This window comes from Xanthomonas cannabis pv. cannabis, from assembly GCF_000802365.1.
Lineage (GTDB): Bacteria > Pseudomonadota > Gammaproteobacteria > Xanthomonadales > Xanthomonadaceae > Xanthomonas > Xanthomonas cannabis.
Genome location: NZ_JSZE01000063.1, coordinates 1 through 17,612, shown reverse-complemented (window position 1 = coordinate 17,612; position 17,612 = coordinate 1). Strand labels below are relative to the sequence as shown.

Below are 17,612 nucleotides of genomic sequence, written 5' to 3'. Positions count from 1 at the left end.
GGGCCGGCTCGGGGCCGCCGTGCCGCGCCGCCACCCGGCGGCAACCTCCTTCAGGACCACCCCAATGGACTTTTCCCGTTTTTTCATCGACCGGCCGATCTTTGCCGCGGTGCTGTCGATCATCATCTTCGCGGCCGGCCTGATCGCCATGCCGCTGCTGCCGATCAGCGAATACCCCGAAGTGGTACCGCCGAGCGTGCAGGTGCGCGCGGTGTATCCGGGCGCCAATCCCAAGGTCATCGCCGAGACCGTCGCCACGCCGCTTGAGGAAGCCATCAACGGCGTGGAAAACATGATGTACATGAAGTCGGTCGCCGGCTCGGACGGCGTGCTGATGGTCACCGTGACCTTCAAGCCGGGCACCGACCCGGACCAGGCGCAGGTGCAGGTGCAGAACCGCGTCAGCCAGGCGCAGGCGCGTCTGCCCGAGGACGTGCGCCGCCAGGGCGTGACCACGCAGAAGCAGTCACCCACGCTGACCATGGTGGTGCATCTGACCTCGCCCAAGGGCAAGTACGACTCGCTGTACCTGAGCAACTACGCCACCTTGAAGGTCAAGGACGAGTTGTCGCGCCTGCTTGGCGTGGGCCAGATCCGCGTGTTCGGTGCCGGCGATTACGCCATGCGCATCTGGTTGAACCCGGACAAGGTAGCCGCGCGCGGCCTGACCGCCAGCGATGTGGTTGCCGCCATCCGCGAGCAGAACGTGCAGGTCTCCGCCGGCCAGCTCGGCGCAGAACCCATGCCCAACAAGAGCGATTTCCTGCTCTCGATCAATGCGCAGGGTCGCCTCACCACCGAAGAAGAGTTCGGCAACATCGTCATCCGCAGCGGCAACAGCGGCGAGATCGTGCGGCTGAGCGACGTGGCGCGCCTGGAGCTGGGCGCCGGTAACTACACGTTGCGTTCGCAGCTGGACAACCAGAACGCGGTGGGCATGGGCGTGTTCCAGTCGCCCGGTGCCAACGCGATCGAACTGTCGGACGCGGTACGCGCCAAGATGGCCGAGCTGGAAAAGCAGTTCCCGCAGGACATGGCCTGGTCGGCGGCCTATGACCCCACCGTGTTCGTGCGTGACTCGATCAGTGCGGTGGTGCACACGCTGCTGGAGGCGGTGCTGCTGGTGGTGCTGGTGGTGATCCTGTTCCTGCAGACCTGGCGCGCGTCGATCATTCCGTTGCTGGCGGTGCCGGTGTCGGTGGTCGGTACATTTGCCGCGCTGTATCTGCTCGGCTTTTCGATCAACACGCTGAGCCTGTTCGGGCTGGTGCTGGCGATCGGCATCGTGGTCGACGATGCGATCGTGGTGGTGGAAAACGTCGAGCGCAACATCGAAGAAGGCCTGAGCCCATTGGCGGCTGCCCATCAGGCCATGCGCGAAGTGTCCGGGCCGATCATCGCCATCGCGCTGGTGCTGTGCGCGGTGTTCGTGCCGATGGCGTTCCTGTCGGGCGTGACCGGCCAGTTCTACAAGCAGTTCGCGGTGACCATCGCCATTTCCACGGTGATTTCGGCGATCAACTCGCTGACCTTGTCGCCGGCGCTGGCGGCGATGCTGCTCAAGTCGCACGACGCACCCAAGGATGGTCCGTCGCGGTTGATCGACCGTTTGTTCGGCTGGTTGTTCCGCCCGTTCAATCGTTTCTTCAACACCAGCTCGCACAAATACCAAGGCGCGGTGTCGCGTGCGCTGGGCAAGCGGGGTGCGGTGTTCGTGGTCTACCTGCTGCTGCTGGTCGGTACCGGTTTCATGTTCAAGCTGGTGCCGGGTGGCTTCATTCCGACCCAGGACAAGCTGTATCTGATTGCGGGCACCAAGCTGCCGGAAGGCTCGTCGCTGGAGCGCACCAATGAGGTGATCCGCCAGATCAGCCAGATCGCGCTGCAGACCGACGGTGTGGATCACGCAATCGCGTTCCCGGGCCTGAACCCGCTGCAGTTCACCAATACGCCCAATACCGGCACGGTGTTCCTGACGCTCAAGCCGTTCAGTCAGCGCAGCCGCACCGCCGCGCAGATCAATGCGGAAATCAACGCACGCATCAGCCAGATCCAGCAGGGCTTCGCGTTCGCCTTCATGCCGCCACCGATTCTTGGCTTGGGCCAGGGCTCGGGCTACTCGCTGTACATCCAGGACCGTGCCGGCCTGGGCTATGGCCAGTTGCAGAGTGCGGTGAATGCGATGTCCGGTGCGATCTCGCAAACGCCGGGCATGCAGTTCCCGATCGGTACCTACCAGGCCAACGTGCCGCAGCTCGACGCCAAGGTCGACCGCGACAAGGCCAAGGCGCAGGGCGTGCCGCTGACCAATCTGTTCGACACGCTGCAGACCTATCTGGGTTCGTCCTACATCAACGACTTCAATCGCTTCGGTCGCACCTACCAGGTGATCGCCCAGGCCGATGGACAGTTCCGCGATAGCGTGGAAGACATCGCCAACCTGCGCACGCGCAATGCCAACGGCGACATGGTGCCGATCGGTAGCATGGTCACGCTGGGCCAGACCTACGGCCCGGACCCGGTGATCCGCTATAACGGCTACCCGGCCGCCGACCTCATCGGCGAAGCGGACCCGCGCGTGCTGTCGTCCACCGAGGCCATGCAGAAGCTGTCCGGCATGGCGCCGCAAGTGCTGCCCAACGGCATGAACATCGAGTGGACCGACCTGAGCTACCAGCAGTCCACGCAAGGCAACTCGGCATTGATCGTGTTCCCGATGGCGGTGTTGCTGGCGTTCCTGGTATTGGCCGCGTTGTACGAAAGCTGGACCCTGCCGCTGGCAGTGATCCTGATCGTGCCGATGACCTTGCTGTCTGCGCTGTTCGGTGTGTGGCTCACCAATGGCGACAACAACGTGTTCGTGCAGGTGGGTCTGGTGGTGTTGATGGGCCTGGCCTGCAAGAACGCGATCCTGATCGTGGAGTTCGCCCGCGAGCTGGAAATGCACGGCAAGGGCATCGTGGAAGCCGCACTGGAGGCCTGCCGCCTGCGTCTGCGCCCGATCGTGATGACTTCCATCGCCTTCATCGCCGGCACCGTGCCGCTGGTGTTCGGCCATGGTGCCGGCGCCGAAGTGCGCTCGGTCACCGGCATCACCGTGTTCGCCGGCATGTTGGGTGTGACCCTGTTCGGTCTGTTCCTGACCCCGGTGTTTTATGTGGCACTGCGCAAGTGGGTGACCCGCCGCGGTCCCGCTGCACCGGCTGCCGTTTCGCATGACGCCGTCAAGGCGTAAGCCCTGCACTTCCCCCAATTAAAGAGGATTCACCACATGAGCAACACCAAGATCGCACTGGTCACCGGCGCCACCCGCGGCATCGGCCTGGAAACCGTTCGGCAACTGGCCCAGGCCGGCGTGCACACGCTGCTGGCCGGCCGCAAGCGCGACGACGCCGTCGCCGCCGCCCTCAAGCTGCAGGCCGAAGGCCTGCCGGTGGAAGCGATTCAACTGGACGTCAACGACGACATCAGCATCGCCGCTGCCGTCGGCACGGTGGAGCAGCGCCATGGCCATCTGGATATCCTGGTCAACAACGCCGGCATCATGGTCGAAGACATCCAGCGCAAGCCCTCCGAGCAGAGCCTGGATGCGTGGAAGCGGACCTTCGACACCAACCTGTTCGCGGTGGTCGGCGTGACCAAGGCGTTCCTGCCGCTGCTGCGTCGTTCGCTGGCTGGGCGCATCGTCAACGTGTCGAGCATCCTCGGCTCGTTGACCTTGCACAGCCAGCCCGGCTCGCCGATCTATGACTTCAAGGTTCCGGCCTACAACGCCTCCAAGAGCGCGTTGAACAGCTGGACCGTGCATCTGGCCTACGAACTGCGCGACACCCCGATCAAGGTCAACATCGTGCATCCGGGCTACGTCAAGACCGACATGAACGGTGGCGGCGGCGAGATCGAGGTGGAGCAGGGCGCGCACAGCAGCGTGCAGATGGCGCTGCTGGACGCACACGGCCCCACCGGCAGCTACACCCACCTGGGAGAGACCTTGCCATGGTAAGAACATTGCTCGGCGCGGCACTGGCCGCGCTGGTGCTCAGCGGTTGCGCGGTGGGGCCGGATTACCGGCCCGACCCGCCCGCCTCGGTGACGCTGCAGGGCACGCAGGACGCTGCCTTCAGCGCTGAATCGCCGGTCGGCAACTGGTGGTCGCAATTCGACGACCCGGTGCTGGAGCAACTGGTGCGCGATGCGCTGTTCGCCAACCACGACCTGCGCATTGCGGTGTCGCGGGTGAAGCAGGCACGCGCGGTGTTTGTCGAGCGCCGTCTCGACCAGGCCCCGCACATCACCGCACAAGGCAGCTTCGATCGCCGCGAGCAGCAGCAGGTGATCGCCGGCAATCAGCGCTTCCTCACCGAGCAGACCACGCTCGGTCTGGATGCGGCCTGGGAGCTGGACCTGTTCGGTCGCCAGCGTCGCGCGTCGGAAGCCGCACGCGCCGATCTGGATGCGGAGCAGGCCAACCTGCAGGACGTGCAGGTCACCGTCGCCGCGGAAGTGGCACGCAATTACTTCGAATTGCGCGGCACCCAGAAGCAGCTGGACGTCTCCAAGCGCACCCTGGCCAATCTGCGCGACACCCAGAAACTCACGCAGACGCGCTGGGACCTGGGCGCCGGCAGCGAGCTGGATGTACAGAGCAGCCTGGCGCGGTTGAAGGCGATCGAAGCGGATATTCCGTTGCTGGAAACCGCAGAAGCGCAGTACCGCCATCGTCTGGCAGTGTTGCTGGGGCAACAGCCCGACGCGCTGGATGCCACCCTGGTGGCGCGCAGCATGCCGGCGTTCGCACGCCCGTTGCCGCTGGGCGACACCGCCGGCCTGCTGCGTCAGCGTCCGGATGTGCGCAGCGCCGAACGCCGGCTGGCCGCAGCCACCGCGCAGGTCGGCGTGGCCACGGCGGATCTGTTCCCGCGCATCAGCGTGAGTGGGTTTGTCGGCTTCCTGTCCGGCGATGCCGCCAGGTTGACCGAGGGCAATGCCAAGGCCTGGTCGATCACCCCGTCGATCAGCTGGGCGGCGTTCGACTTCGGCACCGTGCGTGCGCGCCTGCGTGCGAGCAAGGCGCAGGCCGAGGGCGCGTTGGCGCAGTACCAGCAGGCCGTCCTGCTGGCACTGGAAGACACCGAAAACGCCTTGATCGGGTATGGCCGCCAGCAGGCACGTCTGGCGATCGTCGTGGAGCAGGCCAATGCCGCGCGGCGAGCCGAGCAGCTGGCGCAGATCCGCTATCGCGAGGGCTCGGAGGACTTCCTCACCCTGCTGGATGCACAGCGCACCCAGCTGGCGGCGGACGATGCCCTGGCGCGGGCCGAGGCGGCGGTCAATGTCGGTGTGGTCGGGGTGTACAAGGCGCTTGGCGGCTGGAAGCAGGGCGAAGCACCCGCCGCTCCGGTGGCGGTGGTCAAGCGTTGATGGACGAGCGGGGCGGTCAGTGGTCCGCCCCGTCGCGACCGCAGTGGGGCATCCCGCTCAGGGATGCGCCATCGGCAGGCAGATGGCGCGCGTGCCGCCGTCCGGCTTGGCGGGCGCTGCGCTCAGTCGGCCACCCGCACGCTGTCGCGGCCACTGTTCTTGGCCAGGTACAGCGCCGCATCGGCGCGCGAAAACCAGTCCTGCCAGTGGGTCTCGCCGTCGTGGCGCGCTGCTCCCAGCGACACCGTGATCCGCCCGCCCGGGCCACGCAGTCCGTTACGGATCACCTTGCGCAGGCGCTCGGTAGCCGCTTCCAGTTCGGCCAGTGAGCCGGCACGCAGCAGCACCACGAACTCTTCGCCACCGAAGCGGAAGACCTGGTGCGGCTCGCGCACTTCGTAGCGCAGGATGGTCGCCAGGTCCGACAGCGCCGCATCGCCGGCGGCGTGCCCGTAGAGATCGTTGACCTCCTTGAAATGATCCAGGTCGAGAATGATCAGGCTGTTCAGCCGCTCCTGCGGCTGGCGCTGGTCGATCTGGTGGGAGAGCGCGCGTTCGAGCATGCGCCGGTTGGGCAACCCGGTCAGCGCGTCCAGCGAGGCCAATTCTTCCAGATGCACGCGGTCGTCCTGCATGCGCAGCGAGAACGCGTAGCCCACCGCCAGCGTCACCAGCGTCACCACCACCGTCGACACGCCCTGGCCGGGGCTGACGATCAGCCCGGGCAAGAACAAGAGCGCTGCCATCAACGGTAGGCTCAGCAACACCGCGCGTTGTGGCCCGCACAAGAAGTAATTGGTCGCCAGCACCGGAAACAGCCAGGGCAGGGCACCGTCGCCCCCGGTCCAGCAGGCTACCAGGCAGCCGGCGACATTGATCGACGCCAGCCAGACCCCTCCGGTGCCGGTCTGTTCGGCGTCGCGCATCTGCCAGCCGCGCCAGATCGCCAACGCGCCCACGACCGCAGTGATCAGGCACGCAACCACCTGGCCGGTCATGGCCAGGTACACCGCATAGAGGCAAAGCAACAGCGCGGTGATTGGCCCGAGCATCTTGACGATGCCGAGGCGGAAATCCCGCCGCAGGTGGAGGATCACATGGAGGGTTCTGTAGGAGTCGGCACCATTATCGGCCGGGCCCTGACAAAGTTGAGTATGCGAACACCACCGCAATGGGTAGGAAAATGAAGCGTTGCACGGCAGGGCTTCGCACATTCTTGACGGCCTTGCCGCAACCGTATGGCCTTTGTCGTTGGAGTCCGCCATGCCTAGCCGCGAAGATCTCGATACCCGCCTGGATGCACTGCAGGACGAACTGCCACACCTGGCTGCCGACGACGACGCGGACTTCGACTACCTGGATTTTCAGGCGCGCGCTGAAGCGTTGCTGCGCAGTGCCGAGCCCGAGGACGCGGCGTATGTCCGCACCCGCGTCGACGGCATGCTGGCCGGCGCCGGGCTGATTCCCACCGATGAAGACGGGCACGCCTGTCGCTGAGGCTGCGCCGTCGCAGCGGGTGCGCTGTACCTGGCGTTGCTGCGGGGTGCGAGCGCCGTGTGCCGGATTGAGATGCAGCGGTTGCATCGCACGCCGTGTCGTATGCCACAGCCGCCCGACCATCAGCAGCCTGCCACCAGCTGGCGTGTCGCCAGCCGCTATAACTGATGACGAATAGTTCCAGAAGGTCGGCCATCGGCCATCCATCACCGCCTGGCAGCGCCGGGCCGATCACCGCTGCCGAGCAGCGTATCGATCAGAGCAGCCGGGCCGGCTCTGCACGCGCCAGCACCGCGGCGCCCACCACCTGATTGCGTCCTGCCTGCTTGGCCCGATACAGCGCCTCGTCTGCGCGCCGCAGAAGTTGCGCGGCGTTGCCCGCATGCTCCGGAAAGCTCGCCACACCGAACGATGCGGTGATCTTCGGCAGCGACACGCCATCGGCCATCACTTGCAGGGCCTCGATGCCGGCACGCAGCTTCTCGGCCATCATGCACGCCACCGGCAGGTCCGCCTCGGGGAGGATGATCGTCAATTCCTCGCCGCCGTAACGGCAGCAAATGTCTTCGCCGCGCGTCTGCGCCAGCAGCAGCTCGCCGATCGCCGCCAGCACCCGATCGCCGCCGCTGTGGCCGTGCAGGTCGTTGAACCGCTTGAAATGGTCCACATCCAGCATCAGCACCGAGAGCGGTTGCACCCGGCGTGTGCAGCGCGCCAGTTCGTGGTTGAGCGCTTCTTCCAGATAGCGTCGGTTGTACAGGCCGGTGAGCGGGTCGCGGATCGACTGCTGGCGCAGCGTCTCGCGCAGACGCAGGCTGTGCAGCACCAGCGAGAGCTGTTCGGCCGCCGCTTCGGCCACCGTCAACGTGGCCAGGCCGCCGGGGTCGTTGCTGCGCAGTGCCAGCATGCCCAACTGTGTGCCCTGGGCCGACAACGGAATGCACACCGTACTGGCATGCGCCGGAAGATTGGCGTCGGCGTGGCGGCACAGCATGCCGGCGCTGGCGTCGTCCACCACATGGGTACGGTCGCGACGCAGCGCCCAGCAGCTCTCCGGCGCAATGCTCGGGCTGTCGCCGTCGGCCATTGCGCCCCAGGCCACCACCTGCTCGGCGCGATCGCGCGATGCGCGCAGCAGGTAGACCGCCCCTGCGGCGCCGGGAATCAGGGGCGCGATCGTGCGTGCGGTGATTTCCAGCGCTTCCTCGGCGTCACGGCAGTTCTGCAGCAGGCCCGAATACCGCGCCAGCGCTTCCAGGCCGGCAGACGTGCGCTCCAGGGCCGCGAACGATTCGGCCAGGCGCTCGCTGGTATGGCTGGCAGCGTCTTCGGCATGCACCCGCCGCTGTAGCTCGCGCGCCAGCAGGCGGTAGGCCAGCAGCATCACCAATAGCCCGCTGACGATGCCGGTCACGGTCATGCGCAGCACCCACTGCGCGCTGCTGGTGTTGGCCTCGGTGCGTTTGACCAGCTCATGGCGTTCCAGCTCGGTCATGGTCTGCACCTGCCGCCGCAGGGCCGCGGAGGTCTGGAACACGCCCCGCGCGATCGACCCGCGCGCCCCATCCAGTCCATGCGCACGATAGCTGTGCAGCAGGTCGTTGATCTGCACCAGTCGCTTGTCCACCAGTTGCCCCAGCGCACGCGCGTTGCGCCTCTGCACCGGGTTGTCCTGGACCAGGGCATCCAGCCGCACGATGCGCTCGGGCAGGCGCCCGATCGCATCGGCGTACACCCCCAGAAATGCCTCGTTGTCGGTGAGCACGTAGCCGCGCACCGACGACTCTGCCGACAGCAGGCCCGCCTGGATCTCGTCGATGCCGGTCAATACCTCCTGCGTATGCGTCACCCAGCCGGCATCGGACAGCGAACGCTGGGTGGTGAAGTAACCGCCCAGGCCGATCAGGACGAAGATGGCCCCGCCGAGCAGCAAGGCTCCGGCGGCACGGCGTTTTGCTTTTCTGGTCAACACCGTGTTCCCCAACACCGATAGTCTGGTTGAGTCCGATGCAAGCCGCGTGCCCAGGTGGGGCAGTCAGCTGGCAGACGGGGCAGCACTCGTCGTCGCCACACCGTGCCGGTATGCTCGTGACGAACCGTCGAGCCGAGCACACATTGGTCATTTTTCTTGGGCGCTACCAGTTGACCTGCCACGCATCGCGCAGTGGCGATGCCGCCGAGTCCTGGAGCGCGGATTGGAACATCGAGCAGATCGGCACCGGCAAGGCGAGCGGCGAGCTTGCAGGCGCCAGGCTGTCGCCGACATTCCCGGACCACCGCAGCGCCATGTCGGCCGCCCGCGTCGCCGGCATGGTGACGCTGGAAGCCATGCACGCCGAAGCACAGCGGCAGCTCGAATACACCTGAGCGGCTATCGTTTCGCTCCTGACCCACGGCTGCTCCGCTGCCGCATGTTGAGGGTGCCGCTGTCTTCCTGCTGCTGATCGGGGGGCTTCTTCCGCAAGTGTCATTGCGCGAGGTGGACCAACCGACTGAGCCCACACGTCGCGCCTCCCGTCATCGCCACGCTGGCACGCAGTTTGCGTCGGTTGCCGCAGGGCGCTGGGGAGCGTCGTCGGAGCGATGCAGTGGAAGAGCCCAACAAGAGCGCCTGGTCCTGCTGCAGCAGGAAGCCACCGAACTGCTCGCGCTGTTCGATCAACTCCGCGGTGAGGCGGCTCTCAATACGGACGCCGATCCCTGCCTGCAGCCGCGCGGCACGGGCGCTGAACCGACGGTGCGCGTCACTAACTGACACGCCTGGTGGCGCACGGTTCACCGCTGCGTCCCGCCTGCTGCGCAAACGCATCGACCGCCCATGAAAAAGGCCGGGAGCCCTTCATGGAAGGATTCCCGGCCTTGGTCGGTCGTCTTAGGACCGTGGTGTGGTGGAGGTGGGCGGAATCGAACCGCCGTCCGGAAGCACTCCATCCCCGGCACTACATGCTTATCCCTCCGTTAGATCTCGTTCCCAGGCAGCACGGCGGGCAAAGCGCACCTGGAAACCAGCCTGCTTGGTCTAGCCGGCAGCTGACAGGCAGCCACTACCGGCGGTTCCGTGATAATGACCCTACATCTACGAGCACGGGCACAAGTAGGTTCGGGGGTTCGCCTTAGGCGGCTGTAGAACTAACAACTAAAGCCAATTAAGCGGCGATAGCGTAGTCCGAACCGTAGTTGTCGTCGTTGGCAACTAAAAGTTTGCTGCTGGATTAACGAGGAAAGCTGCCCCCTCGGCATGCGCCAAGCGACTTCGCGACCCCCGTCGAAACCAGTGCACCCCCGGGGAAAGCATCAAACGCTGACCACATCAGTGTAGGGATCGGCGCTCCCTGTCACAAGTGTTGAGATGGGCTGCGCTTACAGTGGCTTCAGGCGGTACCGAACCGAACAGTCTGCAAGCGAAGGAGCGAAGCGATGGCGACAGGCAAGCCCCCACGTTCACGCACGCGGCGCGCCATGTCGCGCACGGCCGGCGACACCGAACCCGCATCGTCGCGCCAGCGAGCGCAACGCACCCGGCAGGCGAATGAGCCGGCTGTTGCCGCCACGCGCGTGCAGGGCAAGGCGCGCACCGTGATCTATATCCATGGCATCGGTAACAAGCCGCCGGCCGAGGTGTTGCGGTGCCAGTGGGACAAGGCGCTGTTCGGGCGGCCGATGGGGGAGCGCACCCGGCTCGCGTACTGGGTCAATCGCGAGCGCTATCCGGTTGCCGAGCCGGGCACTTGCGATGCGCGCGATGTGGGGCCGGCGCTCAATCAGGGCGTGCAACGCGCATTGAGCACGCGGGGGGTGGTGCCGGGCGAGCAGGATCTGCATCTGCTTGCAGACGCCTTGGCCCAGGGCGAACAGGAGCGGTCTGATCTGCATCGCCTGCTCGACGAGCTGGATGGCAAAGGCGGCGCGGGCAGCGTGCAGGCCAAGGGGCCGGTCGATGCGGTCAACCGGGTCCTGCTGCGGCTGATCTCCGCTGCGCTGCTGCAGGACGTGCATGACTTTTTTTTCGTACCGGAGCGTGCCGCACTGATGCGCGACAGCCTGGTGCAGCGGTTGCGCTCGGGCGGCGGGCCGTTTGTGGTGGTCGCACACAGCCAGGGCTCGATGATTGCCTACGACGTGTTGCGGCAACTGCGCGCCGCCGACTGTGAGGTGACGCTATTTTTAACCCTGGGATCACCGCTGGGGTTGCCGCAGGTGCGCAGCATGTTCAAGCGCTGGACCGGCACCCGCAAGCTGCCGTTTCCCGACTGCGTCCAGCAGTGGATCAACGTGGCCGAAACGCGCGACCCGATCGCGCTGGACCCGGATCTCACCGATGACATCGCCAATGCCAAGGGACGTTTTGACAACCTGGCCGGCGCGCGGCTGAATCCGGACTGGCAGCACAACCCCCACTCGGGCTCGGGCTATCTGTCGATCCCGCAGGTGCGCGCCGCCGTGCGTCAGGCGGTTGGCGTCGGCTTCGATCAACCGGTGTCCAACGCGGTGTTGATCAAGGATCTCAGTGAGCAGCTCGAAGCGCATGGCCCCGACCATCGGCACGAGGTACTGATCGAGCTGGATCGGCGGCTGTCGGGGCACGACCCGGGCAGCGTGCGTGCGCTGCTGCTGCACCAGCTGCGTGAGACCGCCGCACGCAGCACCGGCCTGACAGGCGATGCCCTGGATGAAGCGATCGAACTGGAAGATGGCCTGCAGCGGTTCGTCTCGGCCCGGCTGACCCGTTTCGAAATCGAATCGCTGCAGGACCGCTATCGCGCATTGGGGTTTCGCCGGGTGTGGCGTGATGCCGGCAAGCGCGCGCTGATTCACGTCTCCGGCAACGTGCTGCACGCCGATGCCGCGCGCACGGCGTATCGCGCGCGCGGGCAGGAGATCGGCTGGGCAGTCCTGGATACCGGCATCGCGGCCGGGCATCCGCATTTCTTCGCCAAGGGGCAGCGCGACAACGTGGTGGCGCAATGGGATTGCACGCGGCGCGGCGCGCCCCGGCAACTGACGCGCGCCGATGGCGAAGCGTTCACCCGGCTCGATCGGCATGGGCACGGCACGCACATTGCCGGCATCATCGCCGGCCAATGTCAGGCGGTGATTGCCGATGCGCACGGCACGCCCGGTCGCCCGCTCGAGTTTGCCGGCATGGCGCCGGACGCCCGGCTGTATGGTTTCAAGGTGCTCGACGATGCCGGCGACGGCCGCGACTCGTGGATGATCAAGGCGGTGCAGCAGGTGGCCGCGATCAACGAACGCGCTGGCGAACTGGTCATCCACGGCGTCAATCTGAGCCTGGGCGGCTACTTCGACCCGGAAAGCTATGGCTGCGGCTTTACCCCGCTGTGCAACGAATTGCGGCGGTTATGGCGACAAGGCGTGCTGGTGGTGGTGGCCGCCGGTAACGAAGGGCTGGCGTGGTTGATGGGCAAGGATGGCGATGCCTATCCGGCCAACATGGACCTGTCGATCAGCGATCCGGGCAATCTGGAAGAGGCCATCGTGGTGGGCTCGGTGCACAAGAGCAGCCCGCACAACTATGGCGTGTCGTATTTCTCTTCGCGCGGGCCCACCGCCGATGGCCGCGGCAAACCCGACGTGGTGGCGCCGGGCGAAAAGATCGTGTCGGCTTACTACGACTTCGACCCGAAAGACCCGGCCAGCCTGATGGTGGAAATGAGCGGCACCAGCATGGCCGCGCCGCATGTCTCGGGCGTTCTGGCCGGATTTTTATCGGCGCGCCGCGAGTTCATCGGCTTCCCCGACCGGGTCAAGCAACTGCTGCTGGACACCAGCACCGACCTGCAGCGCGACCGCTACGTACAGGGCAGGGGAGTACCGAATTTGATGCGCATGCTTGGAAAAACGTGATTCGGGAGTCGGGATTCGGGAATCGGGAATCGGGAATCGGGAATCGGGAATCGGGAATCGGGAATCGTAAAAGCGTGCCTGGTCGTGCGATGCGGCAGCTAGACTCGCGGCAAGTCAGTCGAAGCAGCCCCCGCTGTTGCGATTCCCGATTCCCGATTCCCGAATCCCGGCCCCTCAGGCATCACGATTGTGCCGCCGCATCACGCGCTGCTTGTCGCGTTGCCAGTCGCGGTCCTTGGCGGCGTCGCGCTTGTCGTGATTCTGCTTGCCCTTGGCCAGGGCAATTTCCAGCTTGACCTTGTTGCTGCTCCAGTACAGCGCAGTGGGCACCAGGGTGTAGCCCTCGCGCTCGACGCGGGTGAGCACCTTGTCGATCTCGGCCCGGTGCAGCAGCAGTTTGCGGTCGCGTCGTTCCACCGGCACCGTGTGCGTGGAGGCCTGGATCAACGGGGTGATCTGGGCGCCGATCAGGTAGATCTCGCCGGAACGGACATACGCGTAACCGTCGACGATATTGGCGCGGCCGGCACGGATCGCCTTGATCTCCCAGCCCTGCAGCGCCAGGCCGGCTTCGTAGCGTTCTTCCAGGTGGTATTCGTGGCGCGCACGCTTGTTCAGCGCGATGGTTTTCGTGGCCTTCGCGCCGTTTGCTTTATCCTTGGATGGTTTCTTGCTCATGCCGCCATTGTCGCCGATTCGGTGTCGTCAAACGATCTTCCGTCTTTCACAAGTTAGCGAATGCCTATCATCCGTCGCAGCGCCCTGGTCGAACACAGCGCCTCCCGCATGTTCGATCTGGTCAATGATGTCGCCGCCTATCCGCGCCGCTTCGGCTGGTGCGACGCTGCCCACGTGCTCGAGCAGGACGATGCGCGCATCGTGGCGCGCCTGGATCTGGGCTTGGGCTCGTTCCGCACCTGGTTCACCACCGAGAACATCCTCGAACGCCCCGAGCGCATCGTGATGCATCTGCGCGACGGGCCGTTCAAGCACCTGGAAGGCCTGTGGGAATTTCAGGCCCTGGGCGAGAACGCGTGCAAGGTCAGCCTGACCCTCGAAGTGGAGACCAGCTCGCGTCTGCTGGGCCCGGCGCTGGCGCTGGGCTTCCAGGGCCTGGCCGATCGCATGGTCAACGACTTCGTGCGCGTCGCCGACCGCGGCGACGTATGACGGTGCAGGTCGAGGTCGTCCTGGCCTGGCCTGACCGCTACAGCAGCGTGCAGCTGGAGGTGCCGCAGGGTACGACGGTTGCCGAGGCGGTGGCCTCCTCCGGGCTGACGCGGGACTGCACGCCCGCCGCGCTGGCGATTCACGGCGTGGTGGTGCGGCCGGAGCAGGCACTGCGCGCGGGCGACCGGATCGAACTGCTCAGGCCGCTGCTGCTGGACCCCAAGGAAGCGCGTCGTCGGCGGGCTGTGCCCGACCGGAAGAGCGGATCCGGCACGTAGCTGCGGGGTCGCCACTCATCGTCAGGAAGTGCTGTCGAGCGAACTGTTCCGCGCAGATGAAACAAAAAAAACCGGCATCACTGGCCGGTTTTCAAGGCGCTGCATAGGGCCGGGCAATCGCCCGACCCGCGGCCTGGCCATCAACGGCCGCGTTGCTTCTTCTTGTCGCGGGCCAGATTGCGGCCGAACTGCTTGGGCGCGGACTTGGCCAGCTGCTCGTCCTGCGACGGGAAATAATCGCCTTCCCAACGCGTCACCTGATCGTTCTCGAAGAACACGGTGAAATTCTTGACTTCGGTATGCGCCAGGCGGTCGACGCGCTGGGTGGACGTGTAGTCCCAACGCTGCGCATGGAACGGGTCGGGGATCGATGGCGTGCCCAGCAATGCGCTGACCTGCTGCTTGCTCTGGCCTACCTGCAGTTGCTCCACGGCGTTCTGCTTGATCAGATTGCCCTGGTAGATCGGCTGCTTGTAGATGATGCCGCAGCCAGCGGTGGAAAGAGCAATGGCGGCGACCAGCAGGAGATTGCGCATCGGGGAGTAAGTGCTGAGGAAATCACGCCGATGATACACTCCCGCCGGTCGCCGCGACCCGTTTGATGGCAGCTGGCGCTAAATCGCCAATGAACGGAGAACATATGGAAACCCACGACCTGCGCAAAGTCGGGCTCAAGGTGACCCATCCGCGCATGCGGATCCTGGAGTTGCTCGAACAGAAGAGCAACCAGCATCACCTCAGCGCAGAAGACATCTACCGGCAGCTGCTCGATCACGGCGACGAGATCGGCCTGGCCACGGTGTACCGCGTGCTCACGCAGTTCGAAGCCGCCGGCTTGGTGCTCAAGCACAATTTCGAGGGGGGGCAGGCCGTATACGAACTCGATCGCGGCGGCCACCACGACCATATGGTAGATGTGGATACCGGCCACGTCATCGAGTTCGAAAGTGAAGAGATCGAAGCGCTGCAGCGCCAGATTGCGGCCAAGCACGGCTACGAGCTGGAAGAGCATTCGCTGGTGCTGTACGTGCGCAAGAAGCGCCCGCGCTGAGCCAGGTGTATCGCAGGAGCGAATGACAAGGCGGCTTCGGCCGCCTTGTGCGTTCTGGGGCGTGATGTTGGATTTGATGCACGGGCTTGCCCCCATCCGCCCTTCGGGCACCTTCCCCCGCGGGCGGGGGAAGGGAGCTTTGCCAGTGAAGAAGTGACAGGGCACCTTCCCCCGCAGGCGGGGGGAGGGAGCGGCAGGTGGTCAGTCGCAGTGCAACCGACATCGCGCTCAGCCAGACATCCCTTCTCCCGCTGGCGGGAGAGGGTGGCGCGCAGCGCCGGATGAGGGGCGACACCGTCTACGGCTGTCGCGCCTGTCGTAGTCGAATCGCAGCGATGTCGCCCCCATCCGCCCTTCGGGCACCTTCCCCCGCAGGCGGGAAAAGGGAGCAGGTAGGTGGTCAGTCGCAGTGCAACCGACATCGCGCTCAGCCAGACATCCCTTCTCCCGCTGGCGGGAGAAGGTGGCGCGCAGCGCCGGATGAGGGCGACACCGTGTACGGCTGTCGCTCCTGTCGTGGTCGTGTTGCAGCGATGTCGCTTCGGGCACCTTCCCCCGCAGGCGGGGGAAGGGAGCCTGGTCAGCGGAGCAAGGGCGTCTTGCTGACGAGGGTAGGGAGTCTCGTCAGTGGAAAGGAGCTCTCGCAAGCGTACGAAGGTCGTGCTGCCACGCGTCATCTCTGCCGCCGCCGTCGCACCGGCGTAGCGGCACTAGGCGCTGCCGGCCCCGATCAGGCGCTCTGCAACAGCTTGCGGGCAGCCGCGCGGGCTTCCTTGCTCACTTCCACGCCGCCGAGCATGCGCGCCAGTTCCTCCTGGCGGGCCTGCGGGCCGAGCAGTTCCACCGCGCTCTGGGTCATGCCGTCCACCGGTGCCTTGCTGACCCGGTAATGCGCGTGGCCCTTGGCCGCAACCTGCGGCAGGTGGGTCACGCACAGCACCTGGCGTTCTTCGCCCAGTGCGCGCAGCTTTTGCCCGACGATATCGGCCACCGCGCCGCCGATGCCCGAATCCACTTCGTCGAACACCATGGTCGGCACGCTGTCCAGGCCGAGCGCGGCCACCTCGATGGCCAGCGAAATGCGTGACAGCTCGCCGCCGGAGGCGACCTTGCGCAGGGCGCGCGGGGGCTGCCCGGCGTTGGCGGCCACCAGGAACTCCACCCGCTCGGCGCCGTTGGGGTCCGGCCGGGCGCTGTCGTGCGGCTGCAGCTGGATCAGGAATTGCCCACCGCCCATGCCCAGCTCACCGATCAGGGTGGTGGTGGCGGCCGACAGGGCCTCTGCGGCGCTCTGGCGGCTGGCGCTGAGCACGCTGGCCGCACTGCGCCAGACGCCGGTGGCGGTGTCGATGTGCTTGTCCAGCTGCTGTAGGCGCTCATCGGCACCGCGCAGGCTCTCCACCTCGGCGCTCAGGTGGTCGCGGTGGGCGGCCAGCTCGTCCGGGGCGACGCGATGTTTGCGCGCCAGGTCATGCAACCGGCCGAGGCGGCGTTCCATGGCCTCGAACTGGGCCGGGTCGGCGTCCAGGTCGTCGCGCACGCGGTCGAGCAGGGCCAGCGCTTCTTCGATCTGGATCACGGCGCTGTCCAGCAGCGCGTCCACCTCGCCCAGGCGCGGTTCGTGCTCGGCCACGCGGGCCAGATCGTGTCGACTGTCCTGCAACAGGCCCAGCGCGCTGGCGCCGTCGTCGCCGTTGAGCTGTTGGGCCACGCTGTCGCAGGCGCCGATCAGCGCGGTGGCATGGGCCTGGCGGCGGTGATTGACGTCCAGGGCGGCGATCGCGGCCGGGTCCAGGTCCTCGCGTTCCAGCTCGGCCAGTTGGTGCTCGAGGAAGCCGATGCGGTCAGAGACATCGCCCTGCGCCGACAGCGCGTCGCGCTCGTCCAGCAGTGCCTGCCAGCGCTGACTGGCCTGGCGCACCTGCTCGCGCTGGGCGCTATTGCGGGCATAGGCGTCGAGCAAGGCGAGCTGGCTGTGGCGGGCCATCAGGGCCTGGTGCTCGTGCTGGCCATGGATTTCCACCAGCCGGGAGGCCAGCTCGGCCAGTTGCGAGGAGGTGACCGGGCGGCCGTTGATCCAGGCACGCGAGCCGCCGTCGGCGCGGATGATCCGGCGCAGCTGGCACTGGGCATCGTCATCCAGTTCGTTGTCGGCCAGCCAGGCCAGGCAGGGGTGCTCGGCCGGCAGCTGGAATTCGGCTGACAGTTCGGCGCGGTCGGCGCCGTGACGCACTACGCCGCTGTCGGCGCGCAGGCCGGACAGAAAGCCCAGCGCGTCCACCATCAGCGACTTGCCGGCGCCGGTTTCGCCCGACACCACGGTCATGCCC

General features: G+C 66.2%; 14 protein-coding genes and 1 other RNA gene. 9 read left to right on the top strand and 6 right to left on the bottom strand.

Translation table 11 applies throughout. The features are described from left to right. Positions 1–64: 64 nt before the first annotated feature. The 3 genes from OZ10_RS12025 to OZ10_RS12015 are packed head-to-tail and all read left to right on the top strand — an operon-like array spanning position 65 to position 5,421. Positions 65–3,235 carry an efflux RND transporter permease subunit gene (locus tag OZ10_RS12025; RefSeq protein ID WP_039403323.1) on the top strand — a complete coding sequence of 1,057 codons (3,171 nt, stop codon included), beginning with the start codon at positions 65–67 and terminating at the stop codon, positions 3,233–3,235. Positions 3,236–3,271: 36 nt separating this feature from the next. Next, a complete protein-coding gene (locus OZ10_RS12020) occupies positions 3,272–4,003 on the top strand; it encodes an SDR family oxidoreductase (RefSeq protein WP_039403320.1) in 732 nt (243 codons plus the stop codon). Continuing rightward, positions 3,997–5,421 (top strand): efflux transporter outer membrane subunit, encoded by a 1,425-nt coding sequence (locus OZ10_RS12015; RefSeq protein WP_039403317.1) that lies wholly within the window; start codon positions 3,997–3,999, stop codon positions 5,419–5,421. Before OZ10_RS12020 ends, OZ10_RS12015 begins: the two co-directional genes overlap by 7 nt. A gap of 122 nt (positions 5,422–5,543) precedes the next feature. Here OZ10_RS12015 and OZ10_RS12010 read toward each other — a convergent pair whose 3' ends face one another. Beyond that, positions 5,544–6,518: a GGDEF domain-containing protein gene (locus OZ10_RS12010; RefSeq protein WP_039403313.1), complete on the bottom strand. Its 975-nt coding sequence runs from the start codon at positions 6,516–6,518 to the stop codon at positions 5,544–5,546. Positions 6,519–6,612: 94 nt separating this feature from the next. Here OZ10_RS12010 and OZ10_RS12005 point away from each other — a divergent pair, with 94 nt between their 5' ends. Next, positions 6,613–6,918 (top strand): hypothetical protein, encoded by a 306-nt coding sequence (locus OZ10_RS12005; RefSeq protein WP_139051320.1) that lies wholly within the window; start codon positions 6,613–6,615, stop codon positions 6,916–6,918. Positions 6,919–7,174: 256 nt separating this feature from the next. On the opposite strand, the gene OZ10_RS12000 is transcribed toward OZ10_RS12005, so the two are convergent. After that, positions 7,175–8,890: a sensor domain-containing diguanylate cyclase gene (locus OZ10_RS12000; RefSeq protein WP_039565079.1), complete on the bottom strand. Its 1,716-nt coding sequence runs from the start codon at positions 8,888–8,890 to the stop codon at positions 7,175–7,177. Between the two features lie 143 nt (positions 8,891–9,033). Between OZ10_RS12000 and OZ10_RS22610 the strand changes: the two genes are divergently transcribed. Next, positions 9,034–9,285: a hypothetical protein gene (locus OZ10_RS22610; protein ID WP_039403307.1), complete on the top strand. Its 252-nt coding sequence runs from the start codon at positions 9,034–9,036 to the stop codon at positions 9,283–9,285. A gap of 519 nt (positions 9,286–9,804) precedes the next feature. On the opposite strand, the gene ssrA is transcribed toward OZ10_RS22610, so the two are convergent. Further along, positions 9,805–10,202: a transfer-messenger RNA gene (gene ssrA / locus OZ10_RS20645) on the bottom strand. A 133-nt stretch (positions 10,203–10,335) separates the two neighbouring features. Here ssrA and OZ10_RS11985 point away from each other — a divergent pair. Continuing rightward, positions 10,336–12,783 (top strand): S8 family peptidase, encoded by a 2,448-nt coding sequence (locus OZ10_RS11985; RefSeq protein ID WP_039403302.1) that lies wholly within the window; start codon positions 10,336–10,338, stop codon positions 12,781–12,783. A 174-nt stretch (positions 12,784–12,957) separates the two neighbouring features. Here the strand turns inward: OZ10_RS11985 and smpB are convergent, their stop codons facing one another. Beyond that, positions 12,958–13,461 carry an SsrA-binding protein SmpB gene (gene smpB / locus OZ10_RS11980; protein WP_005988385.1) on the bottom strand — a complete coding sequence of 168 codons (504 nt, stop codon included), beginning with the start codon at positions 13,459–13,461 and terminating at the stop codon, positions 12,958–12,960. Positions 13,462–13,521: 60 nt separating this feature from the next. Here smpB and OZ10_RS11975 point away from each other — a divergent pair, with 60 nt between their 5' ends. Together OZ10_RS11975 and OZ10_RS11970 are read left to right on the top strand one after the other, a co-directional pair. Continuing rightward, on the top strand, positions 13,522–13,953 hold the full coding sequence (locus tag OZ10_RS11975) for a type II toxin-antitoxin system RatA family toxin (RefSeq protein WP_039403299.1): 432 nt from the start codon (positions 13,522–13,524) through the stop codon (positions 13,951–13,953). Next, the gene (locus OZ10_RS11970) at positions 13,950–14,231 is read left to right on the top strand and encodes an RnfH family protein (RefSeq protein ID WP_039403296.1); all 282 of its coding nucleotides are present in this window, start codon (positions 13,950–13,952) and stop codon (positions 14,229–14,231) included. Before OZ10_RS11975 ends, OZ10_RS11970 begins: the two co-directional genes overlap by 4 nt. 140 nt (positions 14,232–14,371) lie before the next feature. Here OZ10_RS11970 and OZ10_RS11965 read toward each other — a convergent pair whose 3' ends face one another. Continuing rightward, complete coding sequence (locus OZ10_RS11965; protein ID WP_039403293.1) at positions 14,372–14,767, bottom strand: outer membrane protein assembly factor BamE; 396 nt, start codon at positions 14,765–14,767, stop codon at positions 14,372–14,374. 104 nt (positions 14,768–14,871) lie between these two features. On the opposite strand from OZ10_RS11965, the gene fur reads away from it, so the two are divergent. Further along, the gene (fur, locus tag OZ10_RS11960; RefSeq protein WP_005988392.1) at positions 14,872–15,282 is read left to right on the top strand and encodes a ferric iron uptake transcriptional regulator; all 411 of its coding nucleotides are present in this window, start codon (positions 14,872–14,874) and stop codon (positions 15,280–15,282) included. 730 nt (positions 15,283–16,012) lie between these two features. Here fur and recN read toward each other — a convergent pair. Continuing rightward, positions 16,013–17,612, bottom strand: a 1,600-nt coding sequence (gene recN / locus OZ10_RS11955) for a DNA repair protein RecN (protein ID WP_039565069.1), incomplete at its 5' end; no start/stop codon positions are given.